11 protein-coding genes and 2 pseudogenes are annotated in these 16,193 nt (G+C 71.7%); 11 read left to right on the top strand and 2 right to left on the bottom strand.

The window, feature by feature from the left end; all coding sequences use genetic code 11:
• Positions 1-40 precede the first annotated feature (40 nt).
• The 3 genes from F8M74_RS17185 to F8M74_RS17195 all read left to right on the top strand — a co-directional run bounded on the left by F8M74_RS17185 (position 41) and on the right by F8M74_RS17195 (position 3,323).
• Positions 41-1,144, top strand: a complete 1,104-nt coding sequence (locus F8M74_RS17185; RefSeq protein ID WP_305847177.1) for an ATP-binding protein — start codon at positions 41-43, stop codon at positions 1,142-1,144.
• Positions 1,145-1,400: 256 nt separating this feature from the next.
• Positions 1,401-2,609, top strand: a complete 1,209-nt coding sequence (locus tag F8M74_RS17190; RefSeq protein WP_141258193.1) for an MxcI protein — start codon at positions 1,401-1,403, stop codon at positions 2,607-2,609.
• Positions 2,610-2,699: 90 nt separating this feature from the next.
• On the top strand, positions 2,700-3,323 hold the full coding sequence (locus F8M74_RS17195; protein ID WP_141258194.1) for an MXAN_6652 family MXYO-CTERM-anchored protein: 624 nt from the start codon (positions 2,700-2,702) through the stop codon (positions 3,321-3,323).
• A 372-nt stretch (positions 3,324-3,695) separates the two neighbouring features.
• Here the strand turns inward: F8M74_RS17195 and F8M74_RS17200 are convergent, their stop codons facing one another.
• Positions 3,696-4,043: a helix-turn-helix domain-containing protein gene (locus F8M74_RS17200; RefSeq protein ID WP_240462294.1), complete on the bottom strand. Its 348-nt coding sequence runs from the start codon at positions 4,041-4,043 to the stop codon at positions 3,696-3,698.
• A gap of 247 nt (positions 4,044-4,290) precedes the next feature.
• On the opposite strand from F8M74_RS17200, the pseudogene F8M74_RS37850 reads away from it, so the two are divergent.
• Positions 4,291-4,761, top strand: a pseudogene (locus F8M74_RS37850) (protein kinase); the annotation flags it as partial.
• 171 nt (positions 4,762-4,932) lie between these two features.
• Here the strand turns inward: F8M74_RS37850 and F8M74_RS17210 are convergent.
• A pseudogene (locus F8M74_RS17210) lies at positions 4,933-5,955 on the bottom strand (TIGR02270 family protein); the annotation flags it as partial.
• 723 nt (positions 5,956-6,678) lie between these two features.
• On the opposite strand from F8M74_RS17210, the gene F8M74_RS17215 reads away from it, so the two are divergent.
• From F8M74_RS17215 to F8M74_RS17245, 7 genes are all read left to right on the top strand, one after another.
• The gene (locus tag F8M74_RS17215) at positions 6,679-7,158 is read left to right on the top strand and encodes a chemotaxis protein CheW (RefSeq protein ID WP_141258197.1); all 480 of its coding nucleotides are present in this window, start codon (positions 6,679-6,681) and stop codon (positions 7,156-7,158) included.
• Positions 7,155-8,864, top strand: coding sequence for a protein-glutamate O-methyltransferase CheR (locus F8M74_RS17220; RefSeq protein ID WP_141258198.1), 1,710 nt, complete (start codon positions 7,155-7,157; stop codon positions 8,862-8,864). The genes F8M74_RS17215 and F8M74_RS17220 overlap by 4 nt, the downstream gene beginning before the upstream one ends.
• Positions 8,864-9,475 (top strand): chemotaxis protein CheW, encoded by a 612-nt coding sequence (locus tag F8M74_RS17225; RefSeq protein ID WP_141258199.1) that lies wholly within the window; start codon positions 8,864-8,866, stop codon positions 9,473-9,475. Before F8M74_RS17220 ends, F8M74_RS17225 begins: the two co-directional genes overlap by 1 nt.
• Positions 9,472-11,115 carry a methyl-accepting chemotaxis protein gene (locus F8M74_RS17230; protein ID WP_141258200.1) on the top strand — a complete coding sequence of 548 codons (1,644 nt, stop codon included), beginning with the start codon at positions 9,472-9,474 and terminating at the stop codon, positions 11,113-11,115. Before F8M74_RS17225 ends, F8M74_RS17230 begins: the two co-directional genes overlap by 4 nt.
• Complete coding sequence (locus F8M74_RS17235; protein WP_141258201.1) at positions 11,115-13,295, top strand: response regulator; 2,181 nt, start codon at positions 11,115-11,117, stop codon at positions 13,293-13,295. The genes F8M74_RS17230 and F8M74_RS17235 overlap by 1 nt, the downstream gene beginning before the upstream one ends.
• On the top strand, positions 13,292-14,353 hold the full coding sequence (cheB, locus tag F8M74_RS17240) for a chemotaxis-specific protein-glutamate methyltransferase CheB (protein WP_163884461.1): 1,062 nt from the start codon (positions 13,292-13,294) through the stop codon (positions 14,351-14,353). Before F8M74_RS17235 ends, cheB begins: the two co-directional genes overlap by 4 nt.
• Before the next feature lie 115 nt (positions 14,354-14,468).
• Positions 14,469-16,178, top strand: coding sequence for an ATP-binding protein (locus tag F8M74_RS17245; protein ID WP_228560857.1), 1,710 nt, complete (start codon positions 14,469-14,471; stop codon positions 16,176-16,178).
• Positions 16,179-16,193: the final 15 nt, after the last annotated feature.

Genomic DNA, 16,193 nt, shown 5'->3' on the forward strand with positions numbered 1-16,193 from the left:
ATGTGTATAAGAGACAGGTCCCGGTCCCCCCACCGAAAACCTGCGCGGCTTCGTGTACCTCCCCCTCGCCATGGAGGACCTGATGAGCGAACTGCGCTTCATCGGCTTCCAGGAGACCATCGACCTGGAGGTGTACGACGGGACGGAGGTCCGCGACGACGCGCTCCTCTACGCGTCCAGCCTCCCGGCATCGCGGGGTGCTCCCGTCCTCCAGCAGGACGTGAAGATACCCGTGGCCGGCCAGACCTGGACGCTGCGGTTCAACGCGCGCCAGGCCTTCATCGCCGCCAGCACCACCGAGCAGCCTGGCACCATCGTGGGCGCCGGGCTGCTGGTGACGCTGCTGCTGTTCTTCATCACCCGCTCGCAGGTCCGCGCCCGGACCGCGGCCGAGGCCGCCAACACGGAGCAACAGCGGCTGACCGGCGAGGCCCGCGACGCCGTACAAGTGCGCGACGACTTCCTCAGCATCGCCGCGCACGAGCTGCGCACGCCCCTCACCAACCTCAAGCTCCAGCTCCAGTTGCTGTACCGCCAGCTTCGCGGCGAGGAGCCCCTGGACGTGGAGAAGCTCGCGCAGCGGGTGCTGTCCTGCGAGCGTCAGACCTCGCGCCTGGCGACCCTGGTGGACAGCCTGCTCGACGTGTCCCGGCTGGCGCGCGGCCGCATGGAGCTGAACCTGGAGCCCGTGGACCTGGACGAACTGGTGCGCGAGGCCGTCCGCCGCTTCGAGACGGAAGCCAGGACCGCGGGGGTCCAGGTGACGGTGGACTCGCCGGCCCCCGTGACGGGCCAGTGGGACCGGATGCGGCTGGAGCAGGTGCTCACCAACCTGCTGTCCAACGCGCTCAAATACGGCCACGGAGCCCCCGTGGACGTGCGCGTGCGCTCGGATGAAACACAGGCGATGGTGGAGGTGGAGGACCACGGCATCGGCCTTCCGCCGGAGGACGCGCAGCGCATCTTCGGCCGCTTCGAACGCGCCGTCTCCAGCCGTCACTATGGCGGGCTGGGTCTGGGCCTCTTCATCACCCGCCAACTCGTGGAGGCACTGGGAGGCCACATCAGCGTGGCCAGCACCCCGGGCCAGGGCGCCACGTTCACCGTCGTGCTGCCCTTGAGCGGCCCACCGGCCGTGGCTTGACGCACCCTGCTTTGCGGAGAAGCACGGCAAAGCCCTTCAATGACAGGCAGGAGGAGGAATCCGGGACGCGCGCAATGTGCTCGACAGCCACGGACACCACCGCTGAGCCTCGCGGGCCTCCCGTCTGCTTCTTGACTTTTCATGAATTCCGCCTAAACAACTCCTGAAATTGAGAATGCGTATCGTTTTCACAGCAACCCACAACTTGGCTCCGGGTGAAACGGCGCCCCACTCCACTTCCAGGAAGGCCGCCTTCATGAAGCATCTGTTTGCCCGCTCGGGTTTCCGACTCTCCGCCGCTGCGCTCGCGCTGTCCCTGATGGGCGGCTGCGACGACTCCGGCGACGACTACACCGGCCCGCTGTACGCCATCACCACGCAGGACCTCAACGCCGACCCGGCGGCGAGCTACGTGGTGGTGACGCGTGAGGCGGAGCAGACCGCGCAGCTGTCGCTGGACGGCGCCATCAAGGTGTCCGGCCGTGCGCTGGGCGTGGGCATCCGCAAGTCGGGCAAGGTCTACGTGGTGTCGGATGACAGCCCCGTCGTGACGCGCTACTCGCTCACCGAGGACGGCGGCCTGGAGCAGTCGGGCACGGTGAGCTTCGCCAGCCTGGGCGTGATGTCGCTGGGCGAGTACCAGGCGAACTTCCAGTTCGTGTCGGCGACGAAGGCGTACTTCTTCGACGGCATCACCGCGCAGGCGGTCATCTGGAATCCCACGGAGATGACCGTCACCGGCAACATCGCGCTGGGCGACCTGGAACTCGAAGGCACGGAGATGGCCTTCTCGGGCTCGGTCGTCTCGGACAACGGGCAGCTCATCATTCCCGTGGGCTGGCGTCCCGTGGCCGGCGTGGGCATCACCCCGAGGACGGGCGTGGTGGCCGTCGACACGGCGACGGACACGGCGACCCTCGTCACGGATGAGCGGTGCGGCTATGCGCACGACGCCGTGCTCGGCCCCGACCGCAAGGTCTACGTCGCGACGGAGGCCTACGGCGCGGCGGTGCACCGGGTGTCGGCCGACGCGGCGCCGGAGCCGTGCCTGCTGCGGTTCGACCTGCAGACGCGCACCTTCGACGCGGGCTTCCACCGCTCGCTGTCGGAGCTCGTGGGCGGCGGCACCGCGGGCTCGCTCGTCCCCGGCCCGTCGGGCACGGCGTACCTGCGCGTGCTCGATGAGAGCGTCGCCCCGGTGCAGGAGGGCGCGCACCCCCGCGGCATCGCGAGCGGCGCCGGCTGGCAGTGGTGGGCGCTGAATCTCAACACGCTGACGGCGACGCGGAACACCCAGTTCCCGGCCACCTCGGGCAGCAGCTTCCTCTTCCACACCGAGAACCAGACGCTCTACACCGAGTTCGGCGCGGGCTCCGCGTCCACGACGCTGCACGTGCTGGGCGACAACGGCCGGCCCACGCTGACGACGCGGGGCCTGTCCTTCTCCCTGCTCCAGCTGCGCTAAGCACCGACGCCAGCGGAAGTCCCCGGGGCTCCGCTCACGCGGGGCCCCGGCTGTAGCACCACCGGGTTTCACCCATCTTCTGGAGTGTCCATGCGTCTTCCATTCCGCATCGCGGGCGTCGTCGTCGTGTCATCGCTGTGGTCCATTCCCGCCTTCGCCACCAGCACGGGCGTCACCGGCCAGACGGGCAAGGGAGGCCCCACGTGCAGCACCTGCCACCAGGGCGGGGAACTCCCCACCGTCGCGCTCGAAGGGCCCGCCACGCTCGCGCCGGGCGGCACCGGCCAGTACACCTTCATCATCCGGGGCGGTCCCGCCAGGACGGGCGGCGTGGGCATCGCCGTGGACAGCACGGCAGCCACGCTCCAACCCGGTGAGGGAATGAAGAAGCTCGGCGCCGAGCTGACCCATTCGCAGCCCCAGCCCTTCGCGAACAACGAGCTGCGCTTCAACTTCAGCCTCGTCGCCCCCGCGACGGACGTCACCCTCACCCTCTTCGGCGCTGGCAACTCCTCCAACGCGGACCTCCATACCGACGGAGACCGGGCCGCCGCCACGAAGCTGAGCGTGAAGGTGGGCCAGGGCACGCCGGGCATGGAGCCGGATGACAAGGGCGAGGAGAGCGGAGGCTGCGCCGCCGCGGGCAGCGCGCCGCTGTGGGCCCTGCTGATGGCCGCCTCGCCCATGGCCCTGCTGCGCCGCCGCCGGCGCTGAGACACCCCGCCACGCCTCATCCATCGTGGAGGTGAAGATGCGCCAGGCCCCATGCGCCTCTTCACCCGGCTCCAATCACTATGCAAACTGCGGAGGTTTACATTCCAAAGCCGGGAGTCTCCGTGCCCACCCACCCCACGAAGCCCAGCCTCCACCCGATTACCGAGGAGGAGCGGGCCCGGGCGCATCCAGCGCGACGGCCGACCCGATGGCCGTAAGGAAGCCGCCGAGGAATTCGCCCGCCTCATCACCGAGGCCAGCCAGAACCGCGACGAGGCGGAGCCTGGCGACGAGCGGTTCTTTTCCTCCGGGCTGGAGGCCCATGAGCTCGGAGCGGCCACTCCCGCTGTGACGACCGAGCCCTGACGCCCCCTATCGGGTCAGCGCGCGGGCCATCGTGACGAGCGCCTCCAGCTTCGCATCGTCCAACTCACGCGCCAACGTCACCAGCCGGCGCAGCAGCGGCGGCTCCTTCTCCAGCTCACGCCGCTCGTCCTTGCCGGGCCGGGCCAGCCCCAGCAGCTCATCCGTGGAGATGCGGAGGACCATGCTGAGGCGGCGCAGCATGCCCGCGCTGGGGACCATCTTTCCGCGCTCCACTCGGCTGTAGACCATGGGGTGCATATCCACCAAGGCCGCCACCTCCACCTGGGTCAACCCCAGGCGCGCACGCGCCTCCCGCGCCGCCTTTCCCACCATCATGCCCAGTTGTTCGTCCATGCGCGGGAGAACGTAGCGCATCCGGAGGAGATGGCTGGAGTGGAAGCCACGGCCCGGCGCCTGGCGAAGCGAAGGGCAAGACTCTACCTTCGGGGTTCTGGGGAAGATAAATTCCCACTTCCGCCCAGTGGCCCGCCTTACATCCATTCCGCCACGCCCCGTCCCTCCAGAGACAAGCCCCATGCGACAGGGAAGCGATGACCTTGACAGGAGGAGCTCGCGGCGGAGCGGGCCCCCAGGGGGGCGTATGAAGGCCCAGCGCCTTCGGGGAGACGTGGCCATCGGCACCCAGGTGGGGGGCTTCGTCGTGGAGGGCTTGCTCGGGATGGGCGGCTGCGGCGCCGTCTTCCGCGCCCGGCAAGGCGACGCGTGCTTCGCGCTGAAGCTCCAGTCGATCTCCGCGCTGGGCGGTTGGGCCCAGCGGGAGGTGGACATCCTCCGGAGGATGAACCACCCCAATGTCGTGCGATTCCACGCGTGCGGCCTGTGGCTGGACACCGCCCCCGAGTGGTTCTACCTGGCCATGGAGCTGGTGGAGGGGCGACCGCTGAACCGGTGGGTGGACGAGGAGAACCCCAGCTCGCGGCAGGCGGCGGCGCTGGCGCTGGGGTTGGCCCGAGGGCTCGCGGCGGCGCACGCGAAAGGCGTCCTCCACCAGGGCCTCAAAGAGTCCAACATCATGGTGCGGGATGCCACCGGGGCGCCCGTGCCGGTGGACTTCGGCGTGGGCTCCTATCCCGGCGCGCCTCGCCTCACCCGGGGGGTGCTTCCCCCCGGGCACACCGCAGTACCGCAGCCCGGAGGCGCTGGCTGCCCGGGCCTTGACCAGCTCCGCGCGCTGGACGTGCGTGAAGGCCCGAGTGCGCACCATCAACGTGCCCTGACTCCGCAGCGCCAGCTCGCGGGCGAGGACATGGCGGCGCCGCATGGGGCTGGTTTCCAGCGCCTCCACCAGGACGCTGCCATTGAAGGGGCGGCCGAGAAGGTACCTCGTCCCCTTCGCGAAGCGCTTCTTCTCCGCGTCCCACCAGCCCCGGACGGCGGCCACGTTCGGCCAGGGCAAGTCGTCCTCGGGCCTGGGCACCAGGTCCGCGTCCAGGTCCTCCTGCAACTCCGGCGGCGGCGGAGCACCCTCGGGCCTTTCGCCAGGGAGCAGGGCGTAGGGCGCCTCCAGCCGAAGGCCTGTCATGGCCGAGAAGGCTTCCCCGGCCAGTTGTGCCACCGCGGGCACCTCCAGGTGCGCGACGCACGCCTCCATGGCCGCCACCCGGCCGCTGAAGCCCAGGGCCCAGAGTGCATGGGGTCGGAGTTGCTCCGCGTCCAGCAGCCCCAGTAGCAAGGAAATGTCCGTCTCACTGCCGCCCATGGCGAGCAGCACCATGGCCTCAAGGCTGTGTGCATCGCGGGCGCGCACGGCAGCGCGGCACGTCTCCCAGGCTGGCCTCACGCCAGACGCAAGTCCCGCCCCCATCGCCGCCGCGCGAATGCTGGGGTGGGGGGAGTCCAGCAGACTGGGAAGCAGCCCTCGCGCAGCGTCTTCCGGCAAGGGCAGGGCGGCACGCAGGGCCGTAACCCGCACCCGCTGCTCGTCATGGGTGAAGAAGTGCGCCAGCACCTCCGGAGGTGCCTCCTGGCGAAACGCCAGCGCCTCCAGCACCTCGGCCTGCGGCACGGTGTCCTCCCGCTTCAACACGTCGAGTAGGCGGGTGCCCATCCCTGGGGCCTCGCTGAGCTCCAAGGCCCGTCGAATGGCTGCACGCGCTTCGGGCTCGGCCTCGCGGAGTCGCAGCAGGACTTCGTCCACCTCGCCGAGGGCCAGCAGCGAAAAGGCCGCCGCGCAGATGCGGAAGGCGTCCTCCGTCGCGAAGGCGGGGCGCAGCACGGATTCAACCGAGGTGGATGCACCCACCACCGCCCGTCCAGATGCGCGAGGAGAAGCGCCTCCAACCTCGCAATCTCACTCAGTGAAATGTCTGGCGCCCCCAGCGCCTTCTCCCACTGCAGCCACCGGAACTCGGCCTCGTCGAGGTGCTCCTCCAGCACGTCTACCAACACCATGGTGCCCGCTCCCCCTCGGCTCAGCGAAGCGCCGCTGCAAGGGCTGACATGAACGCGCGAAGGATTTCTTGCTTCGCTTGCGGCTGACGCGTGAGAGCCATTGCTTTGAATGCAGTGGCGATGACGAGCATTAAGTGGAGAACGCGAGGCCGGGACAACGCGTGCCAAACCCCGTACGGCAAGTCGCCGTCAGCCTGTGAACGGAACGGGCGGTGGCGTGGCTTGATTGGAGCAACGCCCGTCAATGACATCGCCCTTCGGGGCAACGCAACTCACTGTCCAATGCCGCCCAGGGCACCAGCCCGTGGCCGACGTCTTTCGGCCCGGACTGGGGAGTGCAAGTCGACGGACGCGGGCGCGAAGCCGTCGCTCGTCGCCTGGGAGATTGAGCGACCGTTCTCCCAGCCCCACCCGCACGCGGGAGCCTCCGTCCAGGCAGGGGCACAGCGGGCACCTGTCGTGTTCCACCGAACCATGGGCCCCTCCCCCTGCCTCCACTGAGGACTGGTGGACACCGCGACCGCGGGCCGACATCAACGTTCGACAGTGGCCACGTCCACGTCTTATGTCCCAGGACATGACCCCCGCACCCACGGAGGTGCTGCTGTTCACCCTGAACGGCCAGCGCTACGGACTGCCCGCCCCCGACGTCCGCGAGCTGGTACGCGCCGCGCGCCTGACGCCCCTGCCCCGCGCGCCCGCCGTGGTGGAGGGCCTGCTGGACCTTCGGGGGGAGCTACTGCCGGTGCTGGACCTGCGCCTGCGCTTCCGCCACCCGCCCCGCCCGCTGTCCCCCATGGACCACTTCATCGTGGCCTCCGCGGGCTCGCGCAGCGTCGTGCTGCGCGTGGATCGCGCCGAGGGCCTGCGCGTCCTCACGCCGGATGAGTGGGACGCCACGCCGCGCCAGCTGCCGGGCGTGGGCTATGTGGCGGGCGCCGTGAAGCTCAAGGACGGGCTCGTCCTGGTCCATGACCTGCGCACCTTCCTGTCCGAGGCCGAGTCCCTGGAGCTGGATGCCGCCCTGGCCGCGCCGCAGGAGCCGGAGCCCGCGTGAATTGGGGTCCCTGGAGCCACCCGGGTTATGCGGCGGTGCTCGCGCTCGTGGAAGAGCGCGCCGGGCTGGTGCCACCCAGCTGCCCCGCGTCCGCCGAGGAAGGCATCGCCCGCGCCATGGAACGGGCCGGGCTGAAGGACTTCGACGCCTACCGCGTGCGGCTCACGGAAGACCCCTCCGCGCTGGATGACCTGCTCATCGAGCTCACCGTCGGAGAGACGTATTTCTTCCGCACGCCCGAGCACTTCGAGCACCTGCGGAGCGTCGTGCTTCCGGAGCTGCGCGAGCGCCATGGCCCGGACCACACCGCGCGGATGTGGAGCGCCGCGTGTTCGTCCGGCGAGGAGCCCTACTCCATCGCCGCGCTGCTGCTAGGCGAAGGCTGGAACGAGCACATGGCCGTGTACGCCACGGACGTGTCGCGCGGCGCGCTCGCCCGGGCCCGGAAGGCCCACTACGGCGACTGGTCCCTGCGCGGCGGATGGGCGGACCGGATGCGCACCCACCTGCGCGCCGAGGGACGCCGGTACGTGCTGTCACCCGAGGTGCGGAAGGGCGTGCGCTTCAGCTACCTCAACCTCGCGCTCGACACCTGGCCGTCGGCGGACAGCGGCATCTGGAAGCTGGACGTCATCTTCTGCCGCAACGTCCTCATCTACTTCAACCGGCCCACCATCGAAGCTGTCGCGCGCCGGCTCCATGACGCGCTGGATGAGGGCGGCTACCTCTTCACCGGCCCGTCGGACCCGCCGCTCGGTGGGCTGGCGCCGCTGGAGTCCATCCTCACCGAATGGGGCGTGCTGTACCGCCGGCCCCTTCCTGGAGCCACCCTCTCCCTGCCCGTCCCGGCCGAGTGGAGCCCATCCTCCACCGGCGTACCCGGTACCGCGACGGGCACCACGTCCCTGGGCACCACCGCGCCGGGCCTGCCCTCCGGTTCCGACTCCTCCACGGGGACCGCGCTCCCGGGTGCATCCGCTCCGGGCCGTCCAGGTGGATTCGCGGCCAGAACGACGGCACCCGCCTGGAGTCCCCCCGGAGCGGGCGGGACCTCCGCCCAGGCGGAAGGAACGCGCGCGGCGGGCCAGCCCCAGGCCGGCGCGGGGCCCGTCCTCGGGAACACAGCGGGCACCGGTGCGCCCGCCTTGCGAAGCGGCGTCCTCCCCGGGGCCGAGACACCGACACACGCCCCCAGCGCGGCGGCCATGCACGCAGCCCAGCAGGCCCTGGCGCGGGGCCACTGGCGCGAGGCGGCCCAGCACTTAGGGGCATTGGATTCAGACGCGGACACCTCCGCCCTGGCGGTGCGCGCGCTGGCGAACCTGGACGCCGCCGCCGCCGTCTACGCCTGCACCGAAGCGGCCGCCCGGCACCCCTTGGTGGCGGGGCTGCGCTACCTGGAATCCCTGCTGCTGCTGGGCCAGGGGCGCGCGGTGGACGCGGAGCGCGCTGTCCGGCAGGCGCTGTACCTGGAGCCCACACTCATCGTGGCGTGGCTCATCCTCGGGCGCGTGCTACGCAGGCACGGCGACACGTCCGGTGCCCTGAAGGCTTGGCGCGAGGCGGAGCACCTGTGCAACGCCCTGCCTCCGGACGCGCCCGTGCTCCACGCGGACGGCGAGAGCGCCAGCAGGCTGGCGGAGGTGGCGCGTGGAGAGCGGTCACGCATGGAGGCAGCCCTGGCTGCCGGTGAGGAGCTGAGCTGATGCCGGGTTCCGGCAAAGTCGACTGGGAAGCCACGCGCGCGCGGCTGGCGCGGCTGGCCAACCTGGTGAAGGAACAGGGCACCTTGTCGCCCGAGGAGGCCACGGCGCTGCTGGAGGCCCGCGCCCGGGCACTCTCGCGCGAGCCCCGTCCCCAGGTCGACCCCGGCACTCTGCGCGAGGTGGTCCGCTTCAAGGCCGCCGGCCAGCGCTATGCCCTGGAGTCCCGCTTCGTGCTGGAGGTGGTGCGCGCGCCGGAGTTGGTGACGCTGCCGGGCGCGCCCCCCGCGCTGCGCGGCCTCACCCTGATGCATGGCGAGGTGCTCCCCGTGGTGGAGCTGGCGCCGCTCTTCGGACGCGCGCCTTCGGACGCCGCGGGCCCGCTGCTCGTGGTGGGCGTGGGGCGGGCGGAGTTGGGCGTGCGCACCGAGGAAGTGGAGGAAGTCACCGTGCTGGCGGGCAGTGAGTTGCTGGCGCCGCCCACCTCCCTGAACGACGCCGCCGGACACCTCGTGTCCGCGGCCGACAGGGAAGGCACCCTGGTGCTGGAGGGAGAGGCGCTCCTGGGTGACAGTCGCCTCATGTTCGATATGTCCGGCGAAGGAGCAGCATGAGCATCGGGAACCGCATCGCACTCGGATTCGGACTGTCGCTACTGATGTTGCTCATCGTGGCGGGTGTGGCCTTCCTGGGCGCCAATCAGCTCACGACGAGCACGGCGGGCCTGCTGAAAGCCCATGAGAACTTCCGCGTCATCCGCGAGGTCCGCGCGCTGCTGATGGACGCCGAGTCCGGCCAGCGCGGCTTCATCCTCACGGGGGATGAGTCCTACCTGGTGTCCTACCGGGAAGCGGCGGTGGCGCTCCAGAATGACCTGTCCCGCCTGCGCGACGCCATGACGGACCACCCCCACCAGCGGGCGCGCCTGAACCGGCTGGAGCCCATCGTCACCCAGCGGGTGAACCGGCTGGAGGAAGGCATCCGCCTGCGCCGCCAGGAGGGCCTGGAAGCCGGAGCGAAGTTCATCCAGGCCGGCCACGGCCGGGAGGCCATGCTCCAGGTCAAGCAGGTCATCGACGAGATGCTGGTGGCGGAGCAGGAGCGCTGGGACGAGCACGCCACCGCCGCCCGGGACATGGCCCAGCGCATCCTCTGGGTGCTGGGCATCGGCACGCTGCTGGGCGTGGTCATCGTCGGCGGAGGCAGCTACATCATCACCCGCGGCATCACCACGCCGCTGCGCGCGCTCATGGTGGGCGCCGAGCAGTTGGGGCGCGGGAAGCTGGAGCACCGCATCGACGTGAAGGGCCAGGACGAGACGGCCCAGCTGGCGCGCGCGTTCAACGACATGGCGGAGAAGCGCCAGCAGAACGAGGTCCAGTTGGAGAAGGAATCCGAGCAGCGCGAGCACACGCTCCGCACCGTGGCGGAGTTCGTCAACCAGCTCGCCGGCGCCAGCGCGGAAATCCTCTCCAGCACCACCGAGCAGGTGGCCGGCGCCCAGGAGCAGGGCAGCGCGGTGACGGAGACGGTGAGCACCATCGAGGAAATCACCAAGACGTCCGAGGAGGCCGCGGGCCGCGCCCGCGCGGTGAGCGACTCCGCCCGCCACGCCGAGGACGTGGGCCGCAGCGGCCGCCGCGCCGTGGAGGAGGCCGTGGGCGCCATGGGCGCGGTGCGTGAGCAGGTGGAGTCCATCGCCTCGCGCATCCTCGCCCTGGCCGAGCAGGCCCAGGCCATTGGCGACATCATCACCACCGTCAACGACATCTCCGAGCAGACGCACATGCTGGCGCTCAATGCCTCCATCGAAGCCAGCCGCGCCGGCGAGCACGGCCGCGGCTTCGCGGTGGTGGCCTCCGAGGTGAAGGCCCTGGCGGACCAGTCCAAGAAGGCCACCGGCCAGGTGCGCCAGATTCTGGGGCAAATCCAGAAGGCCACCCACGGCGCGGTGATGACCACCGAGGAAGGCACCAAGAGCGTGGCCACCGCCACCCGCGTGGTGTCCGAGGCGGGCTCCAACATCCAGACGCTGTCGGACCTGCTGGCCCAGGCCTCGCTGACGGCGGCGCAGATTGCCGCCTCCGCCAACCAGCAGGCCACCGGCATCGGTCAGATTCGTCAGGCCATGCATGACGTGAATCAGGCCACGCAACAGGCCCTCATCTCGTCGCGGCAGACCGAGCGCGCCATGCAGGACCTCAACGGCATGGGCCAGAAGCTCAAGGGGCTGTTGGGAGAGTACGGGCGCTGATGGACCGCGACCGGTTGGCCCAAGCGCTGCTGGCCACGTTCCTCGAGGAGCTCGAGGGCCACGTCGCCTCGCTCAACCGCGAGTTGCTGGCCCTGGAGCGCGAAACCGTGCCCGCGCGCCTGGCGGAGCTCGTGGCGTCCCTGCTGCGCACGCTGCACAGCGTGAAGGGAGCTGCGCGCGCGGCCAGCGCCACGCTGGTGGAGACGGCCTGCCACCGCATGGAGGAGCTGCTGGAGCAGGTGCGGGACGCGGGCGCCGGCACGCCCGACGTGTACGAGCTGTGCTTCACCACCGTGGACGCGCTCGACGACGCGGGCCGGCGTCTGGCCGCGCGGGTGGACCTGACGGGCTCGCCCCTGGAGAGGCTGCTGCCCCAGTTGGAGCGCGCCGCCGGACGCCGGGCCGGCGCGCCCGCCCCCACGCGCGGCGCGCCGCCACCGTCGCCTCCGCCCATGCTGACGGACGCGGTGCCGTCACCACCGGCCGCCCCGGCCAGTGTGGAGCCGCATCCAAGCGGCGGCGCGTCTGCCGGAGCCGAAGCGCTGCCCGTGCGCGTCTCCGCGCAGAAGCTGGACGCGCTGCTGGCACGCAGCGGTGAGCTGCGCGTGGCGACGCTCCGGCTGGAAGGCCGCGCGGACGCACTGGAGTCGGTGCGCGAGGCGCTGGCGCAGGCCCGCGAGGCGGTGCTCGGCACGCCCGGCGAACAGGCACTGCTGCGCGCGGAGACGGAGCTGGCGCGGGTGACGCTGGAGCTGGCGGCGGACCGCCGGACGCTGGGCGGCGTGGCCACGGGCCTGGACGACGAGGTCCGCCGCGCGCGCACCCTGTCCTTCGAGGAAGGCTGCGAGGGCCTGGAGCGCGCCGCGCGCGACGTGGCGCGCAGCCTGGGCCGGCAGGTGCGGCTGGAGATTCATGGCGGCGCGTTGGAGCTGGACCGCTCGCTGTTGCAGGGGCTGCGCGAGCCACTGCTGCACCTGGTGCGCAACGCGGTGGCTCACGGCCTGGAGAGCCCCGAGGAACGCCAGCGACTGGGCAAGCCCGCCGAGGGACGCCTCACCCTCAACGCGCGCCTCAAGGGCAGCCGCGTCGAGGTGACGGTGGATGACGACGGGCGCGGCCTGGACCTGGGGGCGCTGCGGGAGCAGGCGCGCGCCCGGAGCCTGCGAGTGCCTGAAAGTGACGAGGAGGCCGCGCGGCTGGTGTTCCTGGCCGGCCTGTCCACCGCGACGAAGGTGACCCAGGTGGCTGGCCGTGGCGTGGGCCTGGACGTGGTGCGCATGCACGTGGAGGGGCTGCGCGGCAACGTGGAGGTGACGACCCGGCCAGGTCAGGGCACCCGCTTCGTCGTGGACGTCCCCCTCACGCTGAGCACGCTGCGGGTGCTGCTGGTATCGGCGGGCGGGCAGACGCTGGCGCTGGCCAGTGAGAGCGTGGCGCGGCTGGTGCGCCTGGCGCCCGACGAGGTGCGCGACGTGGAGGGCCGCCCCGCGTGGGCCTCCGGTGACGCGCTGGTGCCGTTGGCCTCGCTGGCGGAAGTGCTGGGGCTGCCGCCCGGCCCGCCTCGCGCGCGCCGGGGCGCGGTGGCGCTGGCCGCGGGCAGCGCGCGCGCCGTGGTGGTGGTGGATGAAGTGCTCGCCGAACAGGAGGCGCTGGTGCGCTCCCTGGGCCACCGCGTGCGCCGGGCCCGGCACGTGTCCGCGGCGGCGGTGCTGCCGGACGGACGGCTGTCGCTTCTGCTCAACCCCGTGTCCCTGGTCCGCGCGGCGGGTGGCCGCCCGGCGGCCTCGCTCTTCCCCGCCCCCGCCACCCAGCGGACGCGGCAGAGGGTGGTGCTGGCGGACGACTCGCCCACCACGCGTGCGCTGGAGCAGAGCATCCTGGAGAGCGCGGGCTATGAAGTGGTGGCCTGCGTGGACGGCGCGGACGCCTGGGAGCGGCTCCAGTCGGGCGGCGCGGATGCGCTGGTGCTGGACGTGGAGATGCCGCGCATGGACGGCTTCGCCCTCACCGAGGCGGTGCGGGCCTCGCCGCGCTTCTCCCGGTTGCCGGTGGTGCTCGTCACCGCCCGTGGCAAGCCAGAGGACAAGGCGCGCGGCCTGCAAGCCGGCGCCAGTGCCTATCTGGTGAAGAGCGCGTTCGACCCGACGAGCCTGCTGGAGACGCTGAGACGACTGCTATGAAGAACGATCCGTTGCGCATCCTGGTGGCCGAGGACTCGCCCACCGCCCGACGCCTGCTGGTGGAAATCGTCCGCGCCGACCCCGCTCTGACGGTGGTGGGCGAGGCCAGGGACGGTGTGGAAGCGGTGGAGCTGGCCCAGCGCCTGCGGCCCAGCCTGGTGACCATGGACATCCAGATGCCGCGGATGGACGGCCTGGAGGCCACCCGCCGCATCATGACGGAGGTGCCCACGCCGGTGGTGGTGGTATCCACCCTGGTGGAGCGCGACATCCAGACGTCCATGGCCGCGCTGCGCGCCGGCGCGCTCGCGGTGCTCCAGAAGCCCCTGGGCCCGGAGTCCCCGGACTTCGACGCGGACAGCCGCCGCCTGCGCGACACCCTCAAGGCCATGGCCGAGGTGAAGGTGGTGCGCCGCTGGCCGGACCGCACCGCCCCCCACACGCCCGTGCCCACCCCGCCCGCGCCGCCCGTGTCGCCCACACGCCCCGGCGTGGTGGCCCTGGCCGCCTCCACGGGCGGTCCGGCGGCGCTCTTCCGCCTTCTGTCCGAGCTGCCCGCCAGCTTCCCCGTCCCCCTGCTGGTGGTGCAGCACATCGCCATTGGCTTCAGCGAGGGCCTGGCGCAGTGGCTGCGCACCGCGGGGCCCTTGCCCGTGAAGGTGGCGGAGGATGGCGAGCCCCTGCTCCCCGGGCATGTGTATCTGGCGCCGGATGATCGCCACCTGGGCGTGCGAGGCGAGGGCCGGGCGGAGGTCTCCCGGGCCGCGCCGGTGAATGGCTTCCGGCCGTCCGCGACGTGGATGTTCCGCTCGGTGGCCCGCGCCTACGGGCCCGCGTCGCTCGCCGTCATCCTCACCGGCATGGGCCAGGACGGACTGGAAGGCGTGCGTGACCTCCACGGCACCGGAGGCCGCATCCTGGCCCAGGACGAGCAGTCCTCCGTCGTCTACGGCATGCCCGGCGTGGTGGTGGGCGCCAACCTGGCCCACGAAGTCGTCGCCCTGCCCGACCTGGCGAGCCGGCTCACCTCGGCGTTCCGGGGTAACGGGGGCGTCTGAGTTACACGCTGCAGAACATTGGATTTTGAAACATCCACAGGATTCTCCCGGTGCCGGGATGGTCCGGCGCCCGGGCGGTGTCATGATGGGGGCCCCTTCCAGCCAGTCCCCTTTCATGGCAGCTCGACTCCCCGCATCCCTCGCCACTGTCTTCGCCGCGCTCCCCGACCCGTCCTACGTCCTGGATGATACGGGGCGGGTCCTGGTGTGTAGCCAAGCGGGCGCGAGGACGGTGGGCCGGCTCCCCGAGGAGCTGGTGGGCAGACACTGGGGGGAGCTGGGCTTCCCGCCCGAGGAGCTGGCGCGGCTGGAGACGGCGCGCGCGCGGGTGATGCGCATCCAAGACACCTGCGAACTGGAAGCACCCTGGGCCACGCAGACGGGCCCCCGGCGTCACGCGCTGATGCTCAGTCCGCTGCCCTCGGAGGATGGGGGGCCTTGCTGCGTGCTGGTGACGGCGCGCCCCCTCACCGACGCGGAGGCCGTGTTCTCCCGCGCCATGGAGCTGGAGCTGACCGCGCGGGCGGAGGTGGAGCAGGCCGAGCGCCGCCGCTCCTTCCTCTACCAGGCGATGACGACGCTCTTCACCCACCCGCCGGACCCGCAGGGCATGTACACGCTGCTGGCACACCTGGCGGTGCCCGACGTGGCGGACTGGTGCCTGGTGGACGCGCTGGAGCAGGGCCCCTGGGTGACGCGCGTGGCGGCGGCCTGCCTGGACCCGACACAGCAGGAGCGCTCGGGCGCGCTGCCCACCCGCACCGAGCTGCGGGACGACGCCGCCGTGGGCCTCTTGCGCGTGCTGCGCACCGGAGAGCCGGAGCTGGTGCCGGCGGTGACGGATTCCCTGCTGCGCGCCGCCGCGGCCGAGCCCGCGCACCCCGCGCTGCTGCGGCTGCTCCAGGCGCGCTCGTACATGATTGTGCCCCTGCGCGCGCGCGGCCACACGCTGGGCGCCGTCACCTTCGTGTCCTCGGGCTCCGGGCGGCGCTACGGCCCGGACGACCTGGCGCTGGCGGAGGACTTGTGCCTGCGCGCCAGCCTCGCCATCGACAATGCGCGGCTGGTGGGTGAGTCGCGGCGCGCGGCGCGAGCCCGCGAGGATTTGCTGGCCGTGGTGTCGCACGACTTGAAGAACCCGCTGGGCGTGGTGCAGCTGGGCGCGGCGCTGCTGCTGCGCGGCGCGGGGGCGAAGCCGGGCGGCGAAAGCGTGGCCAAGCAGGCCACCCGCATCCAGGACGCCACCGAGCGCATGTCGCGCCTCATCTCCGACCTGCTCGACTGGGGCCGGCTGGAGGCGGGCGGCCTGCCGCTGGAATGGGGCGAACACGGCGTGGCGGGGCTGCTCACCGAAGCAATGGACTCCGTCCGTCCGCTGGCGGAGGCCAAGGGCCTGCACCTGTCCGTGGAGCTCCCCGCCGCGGACGTGCGCGTGCGCTGCGACAAGGTGCGGGTGCTCCAGGTGCTGGGCAACCTGCTGGGCAACGCGGTGAAGTTCACCACCGCGGGGGGCGACCTGATGCTGGGTGCCCGGGCGCGCGGCGGTGAGGTGTCCGTCCACGTGCGCGACACCGGCTCCGGCATCGCTCCGGACGCGCTGCCCCACATCTTCGACCGCTACTGGCAGGCCCGCGACGCGGCCAGCCGCGGCACCGGACTGGGCCTGGCCATCGCCAAGGGGCTCGTCGAAGCCCACGGCGGTGGCATCCAGGCGGAGAGCACCCTGGGCGAAGGCAGTGTGTTCACCTTCACCCTGCCCTCCGCGGGTGCCTCGGCGTCCCACGCTGGACACCCGCCGCTCGCACGCAGGGCCACGGACGCCTGAGCCCGCGGGGCCCCG

The sequence above is a fragment of the Myxococcus sp. CA023 genome, from assembly GCF_010998615.1.
In the GTDB taxonomy this organism is placed as follows: Bacteria; Myxococcota; Myxococcia; order Myxococcales; family Myxococcaceae; genus Myxococcus.